The sequence below is a fragment of the Pediococcus parvulus genome (genome assembly GCF_007990205.1).
Lineage (GTDB): Bacteria > Bacillota > Bacilli > Lactobacillales > Lactobacillaceae > Pediococcus > Pediococcus parvulus.
The window spans coordinates 1-21,721 of record NZ_BJWE01000029.1 but is presented as its reverse complement, the minus strand read 5'-3'; the positions used below and the strand labels follow the sequence as shown (position 1 = coordinate 21,721).

Here is a 21,721-nt window from a genome sequence, read left to right as displayed (position 1 = left end):
CAAAATATAGCGCCACACCTACCGCGGGAATTCTCCCGCCTTCGGTGCAACGCTATATTTTGTGGCTTATCGTTTTATCTCGCTCACTCTTTTTTATTAAACACCTGCCGTGGCTTGCTACCATCCTGCGGACCAATGACACCATTTGCCTCTAGCTGATCTATAATTCTTGCCGCTCGGTTATAACCAATTCTAAACCTCCGCTGCAACATCGAGGTACTTGCCTTTTGCATTTCCGTCACCAAAGCAACTGCCTCATCGTACAACTCGTCCTTTTCATTACTTGTTGACTGCTCATCCATCCTGGCTTCCTCGTCTGTCACAATCAACGCATCATCATACGAAACCTTCTGCTGTTTTTTCACAAATTCAACAACGGCCTTCACATCTTTATCCGACACAAATGCACCTTGGACCCGCTCAGGCTTGCTCTTTCCCATTGGATAATAAAGCATATCGCCACGCCCCAGCAGCTTTTCAGCGCCATTTGAATCAATAATCGTCCGAGAATCTGTGCCACTCGCAACAGCAAATGCAATTCTAGATGGAACATTTGCCTTAATCAGTCCAGTCACAACATCAACTGATGGCCTCTGAGTCGCAATAATCATATGGATTCCTGCCGCTCGTGCAAGTTGTGCTAATCGAATGATGGCATCTTCTACCGCATTTTGTGCCACCATCATCAAATCTGCTAATTCGTCAACCACAACCACAATGTATGGCAAATGTGGCCGATTTTTTCCATCTTTTTTATTTTCTTCGGAAATATATTGATTATAAGTCTTAATATTCTTTTGGCCACTCTCGGCAAACAGATCATAACGATGCTGCATTTCGGCCACCACCTTATGCAAGGCTCGTGCTGCTTTTTTCGGATCTGTCACAACGGGTGTCAATAAATGTGGAATATCCTTATAAATTCCCAACTCCACTTTTTTAGGATCAATCAAAATAAATTTCACTTGATCTGGTCGAGCATTCATCAAAAGACTTGTAATGATCACATTAATCATGACTGATTTACCACTACCAGTTGCTCCAGCAATTAACAAATGCTGCATACGAACCAAATCCGCCAAAACTAAATTTCCGGAGACATCACGACCAATTGGCACTTGCAGGATTGCGTCCGGGTGCGCCGGTTGAGATTCAATAATATCCCTGAAAGAAACCGTTGAAATCTCTGTATTAGGAACTTCGATTCCAATTAGTGATTTACCTGGAATTGGTGCCTCAATTCGAATGTCTTTAGCTGCTAGTGCCAATGCAATATCATCCGCCAACCCGACAATCTTGCTCACCTTAACACCAATATCTGGGTGTAACTCATATTCAGTAACCGAAGGACCCAAACTAACACTTTTAACCGTAGCCTTCACTCCAAAACTGGTTAAGGTTTGTTGCAAAATCTTTGTATTTTTTTGAATCGTTTTATATTCCTGACTTTGATCGGTCTTAGGAATTGTTGTCAAAAGTTCTGGACTGGGCAATTTATAATTGGGATTAGCTAATTCCTCAGTATTTTGAAAAGCTGTTTCGTCCTTAACTTCCGACACAGGTTCTTTTTTAGCCCTTGGTTGTTCATGCTCAGACGCAATGCGAATATCCGGTTGTTTGATTTCCTTAACAACAGGTGTTTGTTCTGCCATTAACTCTTTACCAGTCATCGTATTGCCCGTTCCGTGAGCCTTTGGTAATGATTTAGGGGTGTCACTAACTTGTTTTAATCTTTTTTCTCGATGGTTCCACCAACTTTGAATAGCTTCCCCACCATGCATTAAACCAGCTTTAAGAGTAACTACTGATTTCTTTACTGCCACAGCAATTGTTTGCAACACTTTATCCATTGGAATACCGAAGAAAATTGCAACACCCAGTATCACTAAGAGACCGCCTAGAAACAAACTACCAATTTCGGAAAAACAAAAATCAGTTATGGTATACAGGACGCTACCTATGATTCCACCACCAACCGGTTCACCAATTGAAGCGTATTTAAATGCGTCCTCTAAAGCATGCCATGTCGTCACAATGAAGTGATTATGCTGATTAGTTTGTTCAAAGAAACGAGTTGTCATAATCAGAATTACTCCCAGATAGGCCAGGCCAAGACCCGTCAAATAGTGAACGTGTCCCTTCAATTTCGGTTCTTTGCCGGTAAATAATAGGATAAGTCCATAGAGTCCAAATACCACAATTAAAAATTGAAAAGTATCTCCCACAAATAACCGAAAAATATTGGTAACCAAAATGCCCACATAACCCAGAGAGAAATAGCCAATTAAAGATAGTAAAACAAAGACACCGCCTAAAAAATATTTAGACTCAAAAAAATTTTGCCACTTTTTTTTGCTTGATCGTCTTCTTTTTCGACGATTCGTTGATTTTTTCTTTGCAGCCACTAGTGATCCTCCTTTCTAGTAAATTTTAAGGCTAACTCAACGTTTTATTTGAGTTTATCATTTTCATACTGGTGAACCCGTTGTAAATTTGGAAACGACTGTTGTCGCAATGCTTCATAGATCACGATGGCAACACTATTGGACAAGTTTAAAGCACGGATATGGTCATCATCTTGCGGAATTCTAATGGCTTTTTCTGGATACTTACGCATAAAAGGTTCAGGTAGTCCTGTCGTTTCTTTGCCAAACAAGAAATAATGATCTTGTTGACTATCGGAATAATCAACATCGGTATAATCATGATCTGCAAATTTAGAAACCAAATATAAATTATTTACATCTGGTACTGATTCAATAAATTCTGGAAGATTTTCATGGTATACCAGATCAACATCTTTCCAATAATCTAATCCTGCGCGTTTCAGATGCTTATCATCTACTGAAAAGCCAAGCGGTTTTATTAAGTGAAGCACAGAATCTGTCCCTGCACAGGTTCTGGCAATGTTACCAGTGTTTGAAGGCATTAATGGTTCAAAAAGCACAATATGATTTGTCATTTTTATCTCACTCTCATTAATTATTAGCTACTCAAAAGATATCATACAGCTATGAATTTCTCTAAACAACAAAAAAAGCGTAGACACTCGGTGTAGGCACGGCGAGCTTCTACGTTAAATGAAGTACAACTTGCGGCTTGCCAACGATCTCTCGATGTCAAACAGCAACCGATTTCTTAAGTAAATATTAACACCAACAAATGGATAATGCAAACTCACAAATCCCTTTAACTTAGGCTGTGACTCCCTTTAGTAATGTCACATCCACTGTAATATGATCGAGTTTTGAATTTTTGGCCTTTTTAATTGTTTCTGGAGTAGCACCCCAATGTAAAGGTGTCATTTGAATCAAATCAGAAAGTAAATCCGCGTCAAATTCAAAAGTATAAGTGAGCCGTTTGCTTTGCGCATTAGGAAAGTGCTTTTCAAATAAGTCAACAACCTGATCATTTTGATAAACTGCATGTTGACTAGATTTATCATACAACAACTGGCGCAACTCACCTAAATAATTGGCATTTGGCACAATTTTCAAAACTTGACCACCAGGTCTTAACACGCGGTGAAATTCGGAATAGGCAGAGGGTGAAAAAAGATCCAGAATCGTCGTAAATTGCGCACGATTAAACGGTAAGTTTGCCAAATCAGCAATACAGAAAAACGCCTCACTATTCAGTTGGGTGGCTAAATTAATTCCCGCAGTTGAAATATCAAAACCAATTGCTGTTGCATTTTTAAGTAAGGACAAGGTTCTTTTTAATGGCGTTCCCTCCCCAGAACCAATGTCCAAAATCATTTCATTTTCTCCCATATACCGAGAAAATTCCTCGCAAATTGGATCAAATAAACCAGCAGTTAAAATGCGCCGTCGAGACGCCAACATTTCGGAATCATATTCACTGGTTACGGCATGATTAAGAAAATATAAAGTACCTTTTTTTGAAACATCAATGCTATGGCCATTTGGACAAATAATACTTCCAGATTCTACCCGTTCATATCCGCATTGACACACGGGACACTGAAACAAATCCAGATGCTGTTCGATAAATTGCAATCCTTTTTCTCTTTTTTTCAAAACGATTTCCTCTCAAATTCATGGTCTGGTTAAAATCTGCCCCTTAAATATACCACGCCTCGTGACCGAGGTCCGATCCGAATAAAAAGACTTAAACAAGTTTTTGGTCAAACCCGTTTAAGTCTACAAATTAAGTCTTTTCTTCATATCCACCATTTTGACGTTTATACCAGCGAAACAAATGCGTTAAAACAACTTTACCCACTGCATAGACGGGAATTCCAAAAATGACTCCTAAAACCCCAAACATTCGTCCAGAAGCTAGTAAAACGATTAAGATAGTGACTGGATGAATAGCCAAGTTGGTACCCAAAATCAACGGTGAAATCAACCGCCCCTCAATTGTTTGTTCAATGGCAAACACAATCAAGACTTTAACTAACATCCATGGAGAAATAAATGCTGCCAATACAATTGAGGGAACCATTGCAAGGAAGGATCCCAGGTACGGAATCAAATTCAAGACTCCTGCAGCAATTCCTAGCGTTAGCGCAAATTTTAGTCCAATGATCGCGTATCCCACGAAAAACATGACTGCAACACAAAACGCCACAATTAGCTGACCACGGATATAACCACTCAATTTTCCATTAATCTCATCAAGAAGCTCGATAAATCCTTTCCTCTTTTGGATGGGCAGAAAATGTGCTAAATATTTGGGTAATCGATGACCGTCTTTCAATAAATAAAATAAAATAAACGGCATTGTAATTAACCCAACGATAATTTTTGTAACCGAACTAATTACACCACTAACTGACGTAAAAGTGTGATTAGCAATCGAACTGGCCCATTTAGAAAACGAACTGGTAGTGGACTTAGTTAATTGATCAAATTCTTTTTGAAATTGTCCCATTCGTGGATCATTCAACCAAGTTTCTAACTGATTAACCAAATGATTCCAATAGTCCGGCCAATTTTTTAGAAAGTCCGTTGCCTGATTGCGAACCACCGGAATTAACGCCACAACTCCCCAGACTAGAAGTAAAATGATAACCACAAACAACCCACTAATCGTCCAGACACGATTAATACGAAACTTTTTTTCCACCCAATCAATTAGTGGATTAAATAAATAAAACAGCACCCCAGCTAAAACAATTGGTAATCCCACAATATCAGCAAAATCACTTATCGGTTGGAAGAACCAAGTCACTTTAGAAAAAACCTGGATAATCAACAGCAACAGTAAAATAATCATGAGATTAACCACAATTCGATTATTTAAAACTAATTTGGTAAACCAAGTACGCCAATTATCTTTCGTTGTTTTCAAGAAAATCACCACGCGATCCTTAAGAGATATAGGTTATTTTGTCACCTACGGAAAATCCTGGGAACTTTTCCGGTGACAAATATATGGCACTTTCTAATGGTGTATCAGGTACAGGTTCAAAACAAAGGGTGGCATGCCCAACCCCTTGAAGATTAGCATTAACCAACTTCCCACAAAAAGTAACTTTGTAAGTATGATCACGAATCTTAATTTGTGATCCTCGTCTTAAATTGAGCTCTAAAGGCTGTTTTGCAAATTTTTGAATCACAGCCACATCCTTCAAATTGCTTGTCGCCTCTGGTCCAAATAAAATGACTAACGGATCGTTTTCCACAATCGCATTAGGTCCAATTTCAATAACTTCAGACGTAATCATATTTACCCTCTCCTCATAATCAATTGTTGCTTACATTGTAGCATAGTCCCAATCGTGATATAAAGAAAATGGAAGCGCACGCAGTCATTTTTCAAAATGTGCTATAATTTTGTATTAGAGCATATAAGGAGGCCTTTATTTTGAAAAAATCATTTTTCATCGGAACATATACAAAAAAATCAAGTCAAGGTGTCTATAAAATGACCCTCGATACAGAATCTAAATCACTTAAAGATTTGCAACTTGTTGCCAAACTTGGTAACCCAACCTACGTCGCAAAATCTAATCGTAATTTTCTTTACACAGTTGATCAAAAACAAACAGATGGTGGTTTGGCAGCTATTGATCTTAACCATGAACCTGCTGAAGTTGTGCAACATGCGGTTACCCCAGGAAATTCTCCTGCATACGTGTCGGTTGATGAGAAACGTCAACTTGTATACAGTTCCAATTACCATTTGGCTACTATAACCGTTTACAAGATCCAAGCGGATGGCACTTTGCAGCAAACTGATGTGGTCACTCATACCGGTAAAGGTCCTAAACCTGAACAAGCTGATGGCGCTCATGTCCATTTTAGCGACTTAACTCCGGATAATCGTTTAGTCGTTTGTGATTTGGGAACTGATGAAGTTTATACTTATGATGTTTCTGATGATGGTAAGCTATCAGAAATTGCTCGTTACAAAACAAAGGCGGGATTTGGCCCTCGGCACATTGTCTTCGCTCATCATGGTTCAAAAGCCTATTTAGCTGGTGAACTTGGCAGTGCAGTGGAAGTCTTAGACTACGATCAACAAACAGGTAAATTCAGTCACGTTCAAACAATCAGTACCATTCCAGCAACCTGGGACGCTCATAACGGTGCTGCAGCTATTAAAATTAGTTCTGATGACCATTTTGTCTATGTTTCAAATCGTGGTTATGACTCGTTAGCTGTTTTCAAAATTAGTTCTGATGGTTCCCTTTCCTTAATTCAAAACATTTCGGTCGAAGGTAGTTTTCCACGCGATTTTTCTTTAGACCCAAGTGAAAGCTTTGTGGTTTGTGTCAACCAAAATACTGACAATGCAACCCTCTTTTCACGATCAAAAGAAACTGGAAAACTTAGTCTATTAGAAAAAGATGTTGCGGTTCCAGAAGGCGTTTGCGTTTTATTTAACTAAAACCAATTCAAGGAGTTTAACAATGATCATTAAAGAAGTTGCTTTAGAAAATTTCACCAAAGTGCCATCTGCAATTCGATCTGGCGCCAACCGATTAGAACTATGCGACAACTTAGCAGTTGGTGGAACGACCGTCAGCAAGGGCGTTATGGCAGAAACTCAAAAGTATGCCAGTGAACACCATGTACCCGTAATGGCCATGATTCGTCCCCGCGGCGGTAACTTTATTTATACAGACACAGAACTCAAAATTATGGAAGCTGATGTGTTTCAGGCTCAAGAATTAGGTGTTGACGGTGTTGTTTTTGGTGCTTTAGACAAAGACGGCAGCCTAGACACCGATGCCTTAGAAATGTTAATTGCGGCAGCAGGTGGCATGCAGATTACCTTTCATATGGCTTTTGATGCGATCCCAGCGGATAAGCAATCAGCGGCCATTGATTGGCTTGCAGATGCCGGAATTGATCGAATTTTAACCCACGGTGGAGCATTAGACACGGCAATTACTGATAACTATACAAATTTAAAACAAACAATCAAGCAAGCTAATGGCCGCTTAATTATTCTTCCTGGTGGCGGAATTACAGCACAAAATGTAAGAGATGTCACACAAGAATTAAGCGTTAATGAAGCTCATGGTACACGCATCGTTGGCGTTCTTTAAAATTAAGCGAACTAAAAAAATGTGGACAATCCATTGAGAAATCGATGAACTGTCCACATTTTTTTAGTTAACAAACATTTGCAAAAAATATTGTGCAATATTGAAGTAAATTAATACACTGGTCAAATCACTAAGAGTCGAAATAAATGGTCCACTTGCGACAGCTGGATCCACACCCAGCTTTTCCATCCCAATTGGAATCAAACTTCCTGCTAGATTGGCAACAAAAATTGCGCTTGCCATTGCAGCTCCAACAACGCCACCCAACAAAAGATTCTGTTTCCAAAGACCAACCATTATCCAAACGCAAATGCCTGTGATCACACCAATGATAATACCAGTTGCAACTTCATTTAGAATTAGCCGCCAAATTTTCAAATGGTTATTAGTTGCTAACCGGCGCACAGCGACCGCTAAACTTTGAGTACCTGCATTTCCTGCCGTTCCAGTAATTAACGAAATGAAGATTGCCAAAACGCTCACTTCCGATAACAGTCCTTCAAAGTGATTGATTAAAGTTGCAGTCAACATCCCCAAAAACAAAAGTGTGATTAGCCATGGTAATCGTTTTAATGCGGTCTGGAACGGATTATGGGAGATACTCTCGGTATCCACACCAGCTAGACGAGAATAGTCTTCGGCAGATTCTTCATCAATAACATCAATAATATCATCAACCGTAATAATTCCGACCATTTTTTCGGCCGCATTGACAACTGGTATCGCTACAAAGTTATAATCACGAACTTGCTCAGCAATGGTCTCTTGGTCCTCGTTAACATCAACCGCCAAAACACGCGTGATCATAATATCAGCAATTTTTTCATCGTCTTGATGAGTTATTAAATCACGAACCGAGAGAACCCCCACTAGAATTCCTTGATCATCAATCACATAAATATAAGTAATCAGCTCAGCATCCTGAGCCTCCTGTTTAACTTGTTGCATTGCGCTACCGATTGTTTGCTGATCAGTAACGGCAATGTACTCAGTCGTCATCAATGATCCCGCAGTTTCATCTTCATAATGAATCAAATCACGAACCTGTTTTGCCTCATCACCACGTAGCAAATTTAAGTATTTACGTCGTTGAATTGGGCTCATTTCGGCTAAAATATCAACCACATTATCGGTATACATTTCGCCCAATAAACGTGCAACGTAAGGTAAAGGCATTTCTGCCAAATACTTACTAGCTTCAACGGGATCTTCTTCAGTATCATCAAAAACATTTGCCAATTCTTCAGGTGTTAAAAACGTATAAATTAACTTTCTTTGCATGACATCAAATTCGGCAAAAACTTGACTTTGTTCGTAGCCATGTAAACTCAAAAATAGTCTACGAAACTTTTTTCGACTCCGTTTATTTAAGGTAGCCTCTAAAGCCACTTTAATTTGTTCGAGTTCTTCCGTCATAATTCGTCCTCCTCGACACTATTGTCTACGAGATTCTTGTTCCAAATAGGCGACTACGTCCCTTGGCAATGGTGCTGAAACTGTAATTTGCCGATTTAAAAAGGGATTGAAAAATGAAACTGAGGCACAATGGAGCGCCTGACGTTGCATATAACCACTACAACTTCCACCATACAAAACATCCCCCACCAAAGGGTGATGCAGGGCAGAAAAGTGAACCCTAATCTGATGCGTTCTACCAGTATGTAACCTAACACGAAGCAGTGTCGCATCTCTCAATGATTTGGTTACCCAATATTCAGTTACCGAACGGCGCCCCGTTCCTAACATAGCAACCTGCCGACGAATAAACGACCCTTCTTCACGTACAATTGGTAAATCAATGAGGCCATGTGTTTGCTGCATGTGGCCCTGTACAATCGCAATATAAATTTTTTTAATTTGATGCTTTTTGAGTTCTTTATCTAACACAGAATGTGCAAAATGATGTTTTGCAAAAATGACCAATCCAGAAGTATCTCGATCAAGCCGTGTCACTACATGAGTAACCAAGCTTTCATACTTTTGTCGTTTATAATAACCTTTTACACGATTTACCAAAGTGTCGTTGGCATATAGATGCGAAGGCACCGTCGCCAGATACGCTGGTTTATTAACCACCAAAAAATGATCATCCTCATAGCAAATCTCAATCGGCTCATTTGAAATTGAGACATGCTCATTTGAAATCTCTGGAGGAAGGAATAAAGTGAGCAAATCTCCATTGTCAACCTTTTCAATCACTCGGGCTGGTTTATGATTCAGTTCGATACTGCCGCCATGAAATTTAATTCCTTTTAACAAAGTCCGTGAAATGCCTTTTTGATATAAAAAAGTTCGGATCTTCTCCGGACTTTCTACGTTTACTTGCCAATTAAACTTCATTGCCATCTCCAATAAATGCGTTTCGAACGCGACCCCAAAAATCAGTATGCCGGTATTTGGCAAAATTAATTTTTTGTTCTCCAATTCGGTATTTGATTTGTTCAATTGGTGCATCAAATATATTAACTTGATCAGCTGTGAAGTTAAAGTCCCCACCATGTGCCGGACGTAATGTAATCCATTCGTCAGGTGCTAAAATAATAGAAGCGCCTAAAGTTCTAAAAACGCGATTATTGATGGATGCAATTTCAGCCATTTGAAGCACTTCTAGCTGCGGATGAACAACTGCACCGCCCACTGACCTATTATAGGCCGTTGATCCAGTTGGTGTTGAAATACAAAGGCCGTCACCTCGAAAGCGTTCAAAAAAACGATCTTTAAAGTAAACATCTGCTACTAGCGTTGACGAAACTTTTTTGATTGTAGACTCATTGACCGCATGATAACGAATTGGTATTGTTTCACCAACCATAGTGACATCAATATCTAGGATTGGATAACCCACACATTCCCCGTTATCAGCTTTAATCGCCGAAATTAGGTCATCAAGCTCGTAGTCACGCCAATCAGTATAAAAGCCTAAATGCCCAGTATGAACACCAATAAAGCGAACATTTTCCAACTGAGTTTGATAGTACTGAAATGCGGATAACAACGTCCCGTCACCGCCTACAGTAACCACAATATCTGGTCGTTCACGATCAATAGGAATATGGTTTTTTTTTAATTTTTCAATTAGTTTATCTGCTACATCTTGTGCATTATTTGCTTGTTTACTATAAACAGCTACTTTCATTTTTATCAGTCCTTATGTGATCCATACATATTATGGTCTGAACGTTCACGAGAGAATAGTTTCTGTGCTTCCTGAATCTCTTCTCTAATTTCAGACATTTCTTCGTCTAACGAAAATGCTGCTTCTGATGCTCTTTGTAAACGATCACTCAATTCCTTGGGAAACTCTCCTTGATATTTATAATTCAAAGAATGTTCAATTGTTGCCCAAAAATTCATGGCTAAAGTTCTGATTTGAATTTCTGCTAAAATTTTCTTTTCCCCAGAAATCAATTGAACTGGATATTCCACCACAATATGGTATGAGCGATAACCACTTGGTTTTTCGTTATTGATATAATCGCGTTCTTCAATAATGGTCATGTCAGTCCTTTTTCGAAGTAAATCCACCACTTGATAGATATCTTCCACAAATTGACACATGACACGAACACCGGCAATATCCTGCATATCCTGTTCTAATCGATCTTCTCTAACCTGACGGCGCACCATTTTTTCTTTAATACTAGAAACTGGCTTAACACGTCCTGTTACAAATTCAATGGGACTTTGTTGGTCATCATTTTGAAATTGTTTGCGAATACCGCGTAATTTAATTTTCAGTTCATCAACGGTTTGTTTATATGGTAATAAGAACTGTTCCCAATTATCAATCACGTATCTTGCCTCACTTTTTAAAACACTACTATTAATTTTAGCATAAAAGTCATTGTTAATCTGCTCAAACGCTGTTCTTCATTTCTAATCTATTATTAAGGGCAGATTTCTTTACCTTTCCAGTTAAAATGCGCTAAGATACAGCTGAATTTAGATTACTGAAAACAATTTGTTTGATATTTTTTCAAAATTTGGTAAAGTTTATATTGTTGTCTTTTATAAATACTTAAACAAAAAATTAAAAACTGAAATTAGTTTTGATGGAGGAAAACTCAATGCTTGACGTCTATTTGTTCGTGACACCATGGGGTGAACAGTGTATGCAATCTGAAAAAGTTATGATGGACTTTGTTCATAACGTGGATCAAAAGGTTAGTTTCCAGATTATTCCCATGTTAAATATGCAAATTGTGCAAAACTATCTTCACAGTGAAGCTAACACAAGTTATCAGTCTTACAACGAATTATCCGAGGATATGTATCATGTAATCCTTGATTATAAGGCAGCTTTATTCCAATGTAAGCGTCATGGACGTAATTTCTTAAAATTAATTCAAAAAGAAATCACCACAAAAAATATTTGCTACTCTAAAAATTTGGGTACAAAAATTGGTCAAATTGCCAACCTTGACATGGAGATGTTTGAAGCCGACCGGCGTTCACAATTAGCACAGGATTCTTTCAAAGCTGATCAACAAACGGCTTCAGAAATGAATGTTTTAGTTTCTCCTTCCGCCGTTATTTTCAATGACGATGGTGATGATTGTGGGATTTTGGTTGAGGACTTCAATGACAGTATCCTACAACAAATTTGTCAAGATACCGAATGTCCCCTGGCGGATTCCATTAGTTTTTCCCATGCATCCATCGCATTTCCCCATGTTCTATAACTTATATCAGGTACTTATTAAATAAAGAGTCTTCCAACAATTACGGCTATAAAATCGCTATTGTTGGAAAACTCTTTATTTTTATAACAAACTTTCAAACTCGTTTAAACGCTTCTCAAAAACCGCAAAGGCGTCTTCTAAATAGGCCTTTCGAGTCATATCTACGCCAGCTTTTTTCATAACATTCAGTGGAAAATCAGAACTACCAGATTTTAAATAGTTTAAATAATTTTCCCGCGCATGAGCCTGATGTGTTGTGATCCCGTTTGCCAGTGAGGAAGCCGCTGCAAACCCTGTTGCATACTGATAAACATAAAAATTATAATAAAAATGCGGGATTCGTGTCCATTCAGATTTAATTTGATCATCGTTAATCACTGCATCCCCATAATAACGATGATTTAGATCACCATAGTAATTTGACATCATTTCGGCCGTTAATGGCTCTCCCTTTGCATCCGCTTCATGAATAAATTGTTCAAACTCAGCAAATTGAGTCTGACGATAAACAGTCCCCTTGAAGTCATCTAAATAATGGTTCAAAACATAGAGTTTAATTTGTGGATCATCATACTTATCCAATAAATATGATGTCAAAATGTTCTCGTTTGTAGTGGAGGCTATCTCAGCCACAAAAATTGCATAATCGCCATATTGATAAGGCTGATTGTGGGTAGTGTAATACGTATGCATACTATGACCCATTTCATGAACCAAAGTAAACAAATTGTCTAAATCATCTTGCCAATTTAACAACATGAACGGATTTGTACCATAGACACCTGAAGAATATGCCCCGCTGCGCTTTCCTTGATTTTCAACTACATCAATCCAGCGATTTTTGAAGGCTTCATCAACATGACTCACATAATCATCACCCATGATCTGCAAAGCTTCTTTAGCTTCAGTTTGGGCCTTTTGATAAGTGTAGCTTAATGGCGATTTCCCAGTAATCGGCGTATACAGATCGTACATATGCATTTCTTTTAAATTAAGAATTTTCTTTCTCAAACCAACATACCGATGCAACAAATCTAGATGTGAATTCACTTCAGTGACTAGGTTAGTATACACGGCGTCTGGGATGGTATTTTCACTCATGGCAGCCTGCCGGGCATCTTTAAAACCGCGAATTTGTGCATTAAAATTATGCACCTTAACTTCACCTGATAAGGTTGCGGCAAATGTATTTCTAAATTGCTCATAGACAGCGTATAACTGCTCAAAAGCTTGCTTTCGAACTACTTGGTTTGTTGATTGAAGCAAAGTTGAATACATCCCTTGTGAAAGCTGTACCGTTTGACCAGCCGAATTTTTCACAAATGGAAATTTCAAATCCGAATTATCCAAAATTCCAAACACTTTTTCAGAGGAACCAAAAATGGAACTCGCACCTGCTAATATGGCTTCTTCTTTTGCGGATAACACATGATCCTTCTTTAACCGCAAAACAGCTAAGAAATGTTCATATGGTTTTAACTCTGATTCATTATTTTGAAACTCAGTCAGTTTTTGATTTGGAATTGCCAAAATTTCAGGTTCAATCCAAGCTAATTGAGCAGAAGCTTTTGCTACTAGTCCCGTGATTTGGTCTTTTAAGCCCTGATTTGTGTTGTCCCCAGTATCTTGATCATTTTTTAACTCTGCATAAACAAATAAATGTTCCAATTGGTTTTGAACATTTAGTTCGTCTTGAATCACTTTTAGTAAATTTTGGGCACTATCTTGTAGCTTTCCTTGTTGGGTTAGTACAGCTTGTACCCCTACTTTCAATTGTGTCATTGCCGTTTTCACGGCTCGATCGTCCTTAAAAATTGTGGTTAAATCCCACGTTAACTCAACTGGCACATCACTACGTTTCGGTAACTGTTTTATCTCTGCCATTCAAATTTCCTCCTAGTTTAAATTAAACCTACTTTAGCACATTAATCCGGAAAATGACGAAGTTTTTGAGTAATGTCAGTGTACCAGCGTGGCAGCACCATAATTTGATATTGTTTTTGAACCGTTTTTAAAACGTGGTCGGAAAGTAAGTTTTGCACAAATTGTTGGAAGTTTAATTCAATATTGAGTTGCGGCCGCGTCACATTAGCAAGTTGGAACGGATTCCCTTCAGTCACCTCCCGATACCAGGTTGCTAACAAAGAATACGAAACAAACTGTTTTTGCCAGAGCTGAAGTTTTAATAAGAATTCAATTTTCACTTCCAATGGAATCTTTTTCCCAGTTGGTAATTTAAAATTTTGATCATGAACGATCCAAGGGCAACCTGCTAAATTCAAATGATGTGTATAACAAATAAACTGAACTCGTTTTAACCGTGCATCTGAACATCTCCCCAACAACTGATGTTGTAAAAGAACTGCTTCACGGTAGCTATCTTGTTTAAAATTTGGTTTCTGCTTTCCACCTTGATGGAATAACTCAGTAAATGCTTTTTTAGAGGGATTAAAAACATAATCTTGCCATTTTAGTTTTCCAAATAAATCTTGAGTAATATGATGGCGAATCAAAAATTGATCATTTTGCGGATCGTAGAACGAAACAAATAACGAAAGGCTTTTTTGAAAATACGCAAATTTTGAAACTTTTTCTAACGTCAATTTGTGTGCTAAATAGGTTGGCCCTAGGATCCACCAAACCTTGTACCCATGTGTTCGATAGCCTTGTGTTCGTTCTACTAACTTTTCAAACGAAATTGGGCTGCATTGAAACTCGATTGCAGTCCAGTGATGGTGCCAGTAGACCAAAATATCAGGTCGTTGTTTTAGTCTTGGTAAATAAGCCTCTAGCTTAACTGCTAGGTGATTTTGACGGCACCAATTAAAGATTCGTGTTTTCCCGGCTAAATGAGCCTTTGTCTCCCCTTCACTAAATAGATGACAATCGGCACCTGCATGATGAGCAAAGTGAGAAAGCCGCATTTGTCCTTGTCTTAAAATGACAGATTGACCACATCCTGGACAAGTATACGTTATTTTATGATGGGCATCGGCTGCCAAAACACTTTTATCTTGATCGTTTGCAACAAACATCAGCATCCCCCTCTAAAAAGAAGATACGTCAAAAAAGGCCTAATTTTCCTTCAAAATAAAAAAATGACACCAACTTTTAAGTTAGCATCATTCTATTTGATTATTTGAAATAGTGTCTGGTTAATTCCAAAGCGCTTTGACTCATTATCTCTTGACCATGTTCATGCAAAACATCAGCAGTAACATCTGAAGCATCAGCATATTCATAGGCAATTGCTAACTCGTTCTTTACGGTTTCCGGACTTGATTCATCGACAAAGAAAATTAGATCCAAATAGTAATCACCTTTATATTTAAATAAATTAGATGCCGCACTATCCAAACGGAGCACTCGCGCAATTTCCGGCATACTTTCAAAACTTGGTAACTTCAAAACAAACTCTTGCGTATGTGTATCTGGGTCATTCAGATATGGGTCCAAATCAGCCGGACTAGAATCCTTAGTCTGTGCTTGTTTTCTGTTATCATCACTATCATGCTGAATCAACTGATGCTTTAAGAACTCTGAAACATCATCTTCATTGCTTATATTAAACGTATTATTATCAGAACTTACTTTTGAATTTCCCTTCATATCAGCGTTTTTACTGATAAAGAGCTCTAATCCATTTCGGTTAGGTAATACTTGGAAAGTAACGGCATCATTTTCTTGAAATTGATGATCCGTATCTACCTCTTGTAAAATACTATAGAAAAAATCTTCTATTTGTTTGTGACTTCCTAATAAATCAAGGACCGTAATTCCACGTTCAGTCAAATCATCGTTACCGATTAAGACTCGAATCGTATCATCATTTATTCGTTCCATTTCCATCGTTCGCACCCCCAACCTCTCGTTACATTTATCTGTTGTGCGTCACAACAGAACCCAATAAAAAATTAGATTCATGGATATTATCCCACAAATCTAACTTTTTGCAATTAACCTATCTTTTATTTTACAAATCCGCTAAACGTTGTGCTTCACGAAGTTCATAAGCCCGAACATCACGAGGTAAGAAACGACGAATTTCATCTTCGTTATAGCCTACCTGAAGCCGCTTTTCATCCAAAATAATTGGTCGACGAAGCAGACCTGGATTTTTTTGAATTAAATCAAATAGTTTTTGTAATGGTAATTCATCAAGATTAATATTAAGTTTTTGAAATACTTTAGAACGTTTTGAAATGATTTCTTCCGTTCCATTTTCAGTCATTCTCAGGATTGATTTAATCTCATCCATTGTCAATGGTTCGGAAAAAATATTACGTTCCTTAAAAGGAATGTTGTTTTCTTTTAACCAAGCCCGCGCTTTTCTGCAAGATGTGCAACTTGGTGAAGTATATAAAGTAACCATATTTTTTCCTCCTTAGCAATCGAACCAAATTGTGCTAAATATTAAGCAAGTGCAATTTCTTTACAATGACTATTATAACCTGATTCTAAAATTAAAGCTATAGTTTTTTCGAAAAAGTTCTTACTTTTTGTAAACTGTTGATTGACATAATGATTATTTTTGTTCAACTAGTCAGAGTAATATAGCAAAAACACGCATATAGTTAATTTGTTCACGAACTCTTCTTAATTATTTTCTAATTGATTTCAATAATATTTAATAATGATAAAATGTTAAAATCATGATAATTTTCTGCCTTTTTATCACCTATACCAATTTTAAATTCGTGGTGCTAAACCGTGTATTCAAAGAGTTTTGAAGCACGCATCACTTGAACATCTGTTCCCACTTTTCTTTTGGCCTCTGTCACCAAATTATCCAAATTACCCGATTGTGGTAAATGGGTTAACAAAAGATTTTTCACATTTGCATTCTTAGCAACTTCACCAGATTCAGTTGAAGTCATATGCCACTTCTTACCTTCTTTATCCGCATAAAAGTTTGTATCAGTCATTAATAAATCGGCTTTTTCTGCAAAGTCTGCTAACTCTGGAAAATAGGCGGTGTCAGAAGTAAAGACAAGTACTTTGTGAGTTGCAACTTCTTCTATCCGTACTGCAAACGCTGCCACCGGATGATGGGTTTGTAAAAATGTGATCTTAAAGGGACCTATATTCAAAGCTTGATCTGCACTGTAACTTTTTCCAATTGTTGCCCCTGGCCAAGTCAATGCACCAAAATTTAAGGGATCTTGCGTATGTCCATAAATTGGCAAAATGGGAACCTTTTTGGATCCCGTTTTTAATTGCCAAAAGTACTGTAAAACACCAACATCTGCGGTATGATCATGATGATAATGCGAGAGCAAAACCGCGTCTAACTGCAAGGGATCTAACACTTTTTCCAAAGTTAATAAAGCCCCACTCCCACAGTCTAAAAGTAAATTAAAACCGTTTGATTGCACTAAGTAAGCACTAGTTCCGTCACCATTCCATGGAAAACCACCATAATAACCTAATACTGTTAATTTCATTTTCATAGTCTCCTTCGCTTAAGCTTAGCATTCCATTCCGGGATACCCTCCTCTCTAATCTAACATATTCTGTTTGAAAGAGAAAACCTTTTCATAATTTGGGTGGAACAAGGTATAATAAAGACGTAAACATATTGGAGGGATTACTATGGTCGATAAAATTTCATCAACATTTGGCAGTTGGCCAGTTTTAAAACAAATTGAAAAAAACAATCCGGACCGACAATTTATTACACTTTCCAGCACTTCAATCCACAATGACTTACAGTTACTAGATGTTTCAGGCGATCCTTCTGTTTTTGCCAACCCGTTAATTTATCGGGTGAAATTTCACACCGGTAATTTCAGTTGGAACGGATTCTATCGTTTTTCCTTTATGACGCTTTCTAAAGAAGAAATTAAGGTCTTGGATGCCAAAATTTCACAACTTGCAACACCTGAACGTCTACCACTGGGCCTAAACGATTTATTTGTCCTGCAACCTCAAAAAAGGCCGAATGAGCGAGTACTTTTAACTATTTGGCAATTGGACTCTGACTACTCAATTTGGCGGCGTTCTGAAAGTTATGAACCGTTCAAAATATACAGTGATAGTGGTGCATATAATTATCACGACTCTAATTACACTGCCTATCAACTTCATAGTTTGGAATCTTAACAAAAACTGCGTAAACTTCAGGACTTTCATCCTTAATTTACGCAGTTTTTAATTTTGAACTTTTAAAGTCATTGCATTAATTGCCACGATAATTGTACTCATGGACATGATTGCAGCCCCAACCATTGGATCCAACATAAATCCTAGTGAAGCTAAGACCCCTGCTGCTAATGGAATAGCGATCAGGTTATATCCAGCCCCCCACCAAAGATTTTGCATCATTTTACTGTGTGTATTCTTGGCTAGTTTAATGAAACTGACAATATCCATTGGATCACTTTTGACTAGAATAATATCGGCTGAATCAATTGCAACATCCGTTCCAGAGCCAATTGCAATACCAATATCAGCCTTGGCTAAACTTGGTGCATCGTTGACCCCATCGCCAACCATCATAACGTAATTTCTCTTTTTCTGGTATTCAGTAATGATTTTTTGCTTATCTTCAGGATGTAGTTGAGCATGATAGTTTGAAATACCAAGCTCGTGAGCCACCACTGAAGCCACTTGTTCGTTATCACCAGTCAACATAACCGGTTGAATTTGCATGTCCTTAAACGCCTGAATTGCGCGTTTGGCAGTCGCCTTAATCTGATCTCCTTCAGCAATCATCCCAATTATTTCTCGATTTTGAATGAGGTAAGCAACTGAATTGCCTTCCTTAGCCCATTTTTCAAACCCTTGTTCGTTAAAGTCAATGTTTTGCTCAGTTAAATAAGTTGCTGAAACCAGTTTATATTCTTTTCCATCAATTGTTCCCTTTAACCCAGCACCTGTAATTTGACTTGTTTTTTTGACACTTGGTAACGAAATTTTTTTATGTTTAGCCTCGTTTAAAATTCCAATAGCCATTGGATGACTCGAATCTGCTTCCAATGCCGCCATTAGCCGTAAAACTTCATCATTACTTAAATTTGATTGGTAACTTTCCACATGATGAACTTTGAATTGTCCTTCCGTCAAAGTTCCTGTTTTATCCATTAAAACATAGTTAATTTTTTTAATAGACTCCATCGCATCACGATTACGAATTAGAAGACCATGATTGGCCGCCAATGCGGTACTACGTGCAGTTACGAGTGGGATAGCAAGACCTAAAGCATGTGGGCAAGCAATAATCAACACGGTTACTGCAATGGAAAGTCCCATTGAAAGACCACTAATTGTTGTCCATGTTATAAATGCAATAATACCAATAGCCAAGGCAGCATAGAATAACCATCCAGCCACCCGATCAGCCATATTTTCAACCTTTGATTTGTTTTCTTGGGCATTTGAAACTAGCTTTTGGACCTGCGCTAAATAACCTGTTTCCCCTGTTCCAGTCACTCTAAATTCAAACGTGCCATCCCCATTAATTGAACCACCAATCACATTGTTACCAACTTTTTTTGTGACTTGCTGAGCTTCACCAGTAACCATAGCTTCGTTTACACTAGATTCACCCGAAACTAAGACTCCATCGGCCGGAATTTTTTCACCGGCGCGTACTTGTATGATTTGGGTTTCCTTTATTTCAGAGCTCTTAATTTCTTGAACTCTGTCATCTAATACAAGATGTGCCTCATCTGGTAAGAGCTTTCCTAATGCATCAACGGCACTTCCAGCATGCATGACTGCATTCATTTCAATCCAGTGTCCAAGTAACATAATCACAATCAGCGTTGATAGTTCCCAGAAAAAGCTTTCTTTTTGGGGTTGAATTTTAAGAATGTCGTTAGCAACAAACGCATAGATGCTATAAATATAAGAAACTGAAATCCCCATCGCAATCAACATCATCATGGCAGGTTGACGGGCTTGTAATTCTCCTTTTGCGCCGCTAAAAAATGGTTTCCCACCATAGAAAAACAGTACCGTAGCTAAAATTGCAACAATCCAATCAGATCCGTTAAACGTAAATTGAAATGGCAAGTTCATCCCCATCATTGGACTCATTAGAATAATGGGAATTGTCAAAATTAAAGATATCCAGAATTTTTGCTTTAAGTTTCCCATATGCATCATATGACCACCATGATTCATCATATCTTGATCCATATCCATGTCCATTTCACCATTGTTCATTTCCATTTTCATTTTTGAATGATTCATTCTCTAGTTTCCTCCTTTGGCAGACAGTTACATGCAACCTCGTCTGGTGCATCTTTAATTTTATCCGCTAACACTGCTTGCAATTTTTCTATATCCGTCTTACTTAACTGAATCTCACTAACAAGTTGTGCCAACACTTCGCCGTTTTTCATTGCACACATATTTTGAAACAGGCGCGTGGCTTCTCTTTGCATTGCAACCCGCTCAGAAATTGTGCATTGATAAATGTTTGAATGCCCCTCTTTTTTGGCAGTTAACATTTGTTTTTGCATTAAGCGACCAATCAAAGTTTTAACTGTTGATGCCTTCCAATCACGCTTCTTTACTAATAATTGAATTACTTCCGTACTAGTAGCTTCACCTAGTGTCCAGATGATACGCATAACTTCCCACTCAGAAGTGGTAATCGGCAATTCCTCTGTCATTTCAATTCCTCCCGTTTACAAACGTAATCTTCATTTATTAGATTACATTTGTAAACGTAAATTGTCAAGGAGAAGCTGCATTAAAAAATTATTTTGTGATATGATTGAGTTAACGTATGAATTGAGAAAGGTCTTTTTATGAAAATTAAGGTTACACGAGCAATGCTGATTAATATGATTTTGGATCTCCTATTTGGCATATTCTTTATGTATTTTTTGCTAACAACAGATTCATCGAATGGTTATCGATGGATTATTACAATTTTTGCAGCCTATGATTTTACCGATATTATCATGAGTATTCGTAAAATTATAAAGTTAAATGAAAAATAAAAAATTACAATTCAAAAAGAGGAATTCAACTTTAAAGGCTGAATTCCTCTTTTATTCATGCTCACTAATTTGAAGGCGGTAACCGGATTTGAACCGGTGATGAAGGTTTTGCAGACCTCTGCCTTACCACTTGGCTATACCGCCATATAAACTCGTACCAAACTAAAAACGCAATACCCAACATTCTGCCTAAAGGCATCAAATAATGCTGATATATCGCGCCTTGTTCACTACAAATTGCAAATTAAGAATTTGCATTATAATGCCGCCGGTGGGGGTCGAACCCACACTCCCGGTAAAGGGAACTGGATTTTGAGTCCAGCGCGTCTGCCAATTCCGCCACAGCGGCATCTAATCTGGTTATGTTAATTATAAACCTCAAGGATAACAAATGAAATCCTTAGGGCGGTAGGTGGGAATCGAACCCACGCGTGCCGGAGCCACAATCCGGTGCGTTAACCACTTCGCCACTACCGCCATCAATGGCAGGGATAGTAGGAGTTGAACCCACATCGACGGTTTTGGAGACCGTAGTTCTACCATTAAACTATATCCCTATCATT

At 38.0% G+C, this 21,721-nt stretch carries 20 protein-coding genes and 4 tRNA genes; 4 read left to right on the top strand and 20 right to left on the bottom strand.

Annotated features, from left to right (window positions below; translation table 11 throughout):
* Nucleotides 1-83: 83 nt before the first annotated feature.
* The 5 genes from PPA04_RS06720 to PPA04_RS06700 form a co-directional block, all read right to left on the bottom strand.
* Nucleotides 84-2,405, bottom strand: coding sequence for a DNA translocase FtsK (locus tag PPA04_RS06720; protein ID WP_057784628.1), 2,322 nt, complete (start codon nucleotides 2,403-2,405; stop codon nucleotides 84-86).
* Nucleotides 2,406-2,449: 44 nt separating this feature from the next.
* Complete coding sequence (locus PPA04_RS06715; protein ID WP_057784627.1) at nucleotides 2,450-2,962, bottom strand: tRNA (cytidine(34)-2'-O)-methyltransferase; 513 nt, start codon at nucleotides 2,960-2,962, stop codon at nucleotides 2,450-2,452.
* 232 nt (nucleotides 2,963-3,194) lie between these two features.
* Nucleotides 3,195-4,040, bottom strand: a complete 846-nt coding sequence (locus PPA04_RS06710) for a methyltransferase domain-containing protein (protein ID WP_057784626.1) — start codon at nucleotides 4,038-4,040, stop codon at nucleotides 3,195-3,197.
* 130 nt (nucleotides 4,041-4,170) lie between these two features.
* Nucleotides 4,171-5,241, bottom strand: coding sequence for an AI-2E family transporter (locus tag PPA04_RS06705; RefSeq protein WP_147206766.1), 1,071 nt, complete (start codon nucleotides 5,239-5,241; stop codon nucleotides 4,171-4,173).
* A gap of 94 nt (nucleotides 5,242-5,335) precedes the next feature.
* The gene (locus tag PPA04_RS06700; protein ID WP_057784624.1) at nucleotides 5,336-5,692 is read right to left on the bottom strand and encodes a PTS glucitol/sorbitol transporter subunit IIA; all 357 of its coding nucleotides are present in this window, start codon (nucleotides 5,690-5,692) and stop codon (nucleotides 5,336-5,338) included.
* A 140-nt stretch (nucleotides 5,693-5,832) separates the two neighbouring features.
* Between PPA04_RS06700 and PPA04_RS06695 the strand changes: the two genes are divergently transcribed.
* Together PPA04_RS06695 and PPA04_RS06690 are read left to right on the top strand one after the other, a co-directional pair.
* Nucleotides 5,833-6,858, top strand: coding sequence for a lactonase family protein (locus tag PPA04_RS06695; protein ID WP_057784623.1), 1,026 nt, complete (start codon nucleotides 5,833-5,835; stop codon nucleotides 6,856-6,858).
* 22 nt (nucleotides 6,859-6,880) lie between these two features.
* Complete coding sequence (locus tag PPA04_RS06690) at nucleotides 6,881-7,522, top strand: copper homeostasis protein CutC (RefSeq protein WP_057784622.1); 642 nt, start codon at nucleotides 6,881-6,883, stop codon at nucleotides 7,520-7,522.
* A 63-nt stretch (nucleotides 7,523-7,585) separates the two neighbouring features.
* Here the strand turns inward: PPA04_RS06690 and mgtE are convergent, their stop codons facing one another.
* From mgtE to yjbM, 4 genes are read right to left on the bottom strand one after another with little or no spacing between them, the layout of a single operon-like run.
* Nucleotides 7,586-8,938, bottom strand: a complete 1,353-nt coding sequence (gene mgtE, locus PPA04_RS06685) for a magnesium transporter (protein ID WP_057784621.1) — start codon at nucleotides 8,936-8,938, stop codon at nucleotides 7,586-7,588.
* Nucleotides 8,939-8,956: 18 nt separating this feature from the next.
* Nucleotides 8,957-9,862 (bottom strand): RluA family pseudouridine synthase, encoded by a 906-nt coding sequence (locus tag PPA04_RS06680; protein WP_057784620.1) that lies wholly within the window; start codon nucleotides 9,860-9,862, stop codon nucleotides 8,957-8,959.
* Nucleotides 9,852-10,658, bottom strand: a complete 807-nt coding sequence (locus PPA04_RS06675) for an NAD kinase (RefSeq protein WP_057784619.1) — start codon at nucleotides 10,656-10,658, stop codon at nucleotides 9,852-9,854. The genes PPA04_RS06680 and PPA04_RS06675 overlap by 11 nt, the downstream gene beginning before the upstream one ends.
* A gap of 5 nt (nucleotides 10,659-10,663) precedes the next feature.
* Nucleotides 10,664-11,314 (bottom strand): GTP diphosphokinase, encoded by a 651-nt coding sequence (gene yjbM / locus PPA04_RS06670; RefSeq protein WP_057784618.1) that lies wholly within the window; start codon nucleotides 11,312-11,314, stop codon nucleotides 10,664-10,666.
* Between the two features lie 275 nt (nucleotides 11,315-11,589).
* Here yjbM and PPA04_RS06665 point away from each other — a divergent pair, with 275 nt between their 5' ends.
* Complete coding sequence (locus PPA04_RS06665) at nucleotides 11,590-12,204, top strand: DsbA family protein (protein WP_057784617.1); 615 nt, start codon at nucleotides 11,590-11,592, stop codon at nucleotides 12,202-12,204.
* A gap of 81 nt (nucleotides 12,205-12,285) precedes the next feature.
* Here the strand turns inward: PPA04_RS06665 and pepF are convergent, their stop codons facing one another.
* From pepF to PPA04_RS06640, 5 genes are all read right to left on the bottom strand, one after another.
* Complete coding sequence (gene pepF, locus PPA04_RS06660) at nucleotides 12,286-14,088, bottom strand: oligoendopeptidase F (protein ID WP_057784616.1); 1,803 nt, start codon at nucleotides 14,086-14,088, stop codon at nucleotides 12,286-12,288.
* A 41-nt stretch (nucleotides 14,089-14,129) separates the two neighbouring features.
* Nucleotides 14,130-15,239, bottom strand: a complete 1,110-nt coding sequence (locus tag PPA04_RS06655) for a competence protein CoiA (RefSeq protein WP_057784615.1) — start codon at nucleotides 15,237-15,239, stop codon at nucleotides 14,130-14,132.
* Between the two features lie 100 nt (nucleotides 15,240-15,339).
* Nucleotides 15,340-16,053 carry an adaptor protein MecA gene (locus tag PPA04_RS06650; protein ID WP_057784614.1) on the bottom strand — a complete coding sequence of 238 codons (714 nt, stop codon included), beginning with the start codon at nucleotides 16,051-16,053 and terminating at the stop codon, nucleotides 15,340-15,342.
* 124 nt (nucleotides 16,054-16,177) lie between these two features.
* Entirely contained in the window at nucleotides 16,178-16,576 is a 399-nt protein-coding gene (gene spxA, locus PPA04_RS06645) for a transcriptional regulator SpxA (protein ID WP_057784613.1), read from the bottom strand.
* Between the two features lie 331 nt (nucleotides 16,577-16,907).
* Nucleotides 16,908-17,648 carry an MBL fold metallo-hydrolase gene (locus tag PPA04_RS06640; RefSeq protein WP_057784612.1) on the bottom strand — a complete coding sequence of 247 codons (741 nt, stop codon included), beginning with the start codon at nucleotides 17,646-17,648 and terminating at the stop codon, nucleotides 16,908-16,910.
* A 148-nt stretch (nucleotides 17,649-17,796) separates the two neighbouring features.
* Here PPA04_RS06640 and PPA04_RS06635 point away from each other — a divergent pair, with 148 nt between their 5' ends.
* Nucleotides 17,797-18,306, top strand: a complete 510-nt coding sequence (locus tag PPA04_RS06635) for a hypothetical protein (RefSeq protein ID WP_057784611.1) — start codon at nucleotides 17,797-17,799, stop codon at nucleotides 18,304-18,306.
* Nucleotides 18,307-18,354: 48 nt separating this feature from the next.
* On the opposite strand, the gene PPA04_RS06630 is transcribed toward PPA04_RS06635, so the two are convergent.
* The 6 genes from PPA04_RS06630 to PPA04_RS06605 form a co-directional block, all read right to left on the bottom strand.
* A complete protein-coding gene (locus PPA04_RS06630) occupies nucleotides 18,355-20,400 on the bottom strand; it encodes a heavy metal translocating P-type ATPase (RefSeq protein WP_057784610.1) in 2,046 nt (681 codons plus the stop codon).
* Entirely contained in the window at nucleotides 20,397-20,825 is a 429-nt protein-coding gene (locus tag PPA04_RS06625) for a CopY/TcrY family copper transport repressor (RefSeq protein ID WP_057784609.1), read from the bottom strand. Before PPA04_RS06625 ends, PPA04_RS06630 begins: the two co-directional genes overlap by 4 nt.
* Nucleotides 20,826-21,231: 406 nt before the next feature.
* A tRNA-Cys gene (locus PPA04_RS06620) sits at nucleotides 21,232-21,302 on the bottom strand.
* 119 nt (nucleotides 21,303-21,421) lie between these two features.
* Nucleotides 21,422-21,507, bottom strand: a tRNA-Leu gene (locus tag PPA04_RS06615).
* 55 nt (nucleotides 21,508-21,562) lie between these two features.
* Nucleotides 21,563-21,635 (bottom strand) — tRNA-His (locus tag PPA04_RS06610).
* A gap of 6 nt (nucleotides 21,636-21,641) precedes the next feature.
* A tRNA-Trp gene (locus tag PPA04_RS06605) sits at nucleotides 21,642-21,715 on the bottom strand.
* Nucleotides 21,716-21,721 lie beyond the last annotated feature (6 nt).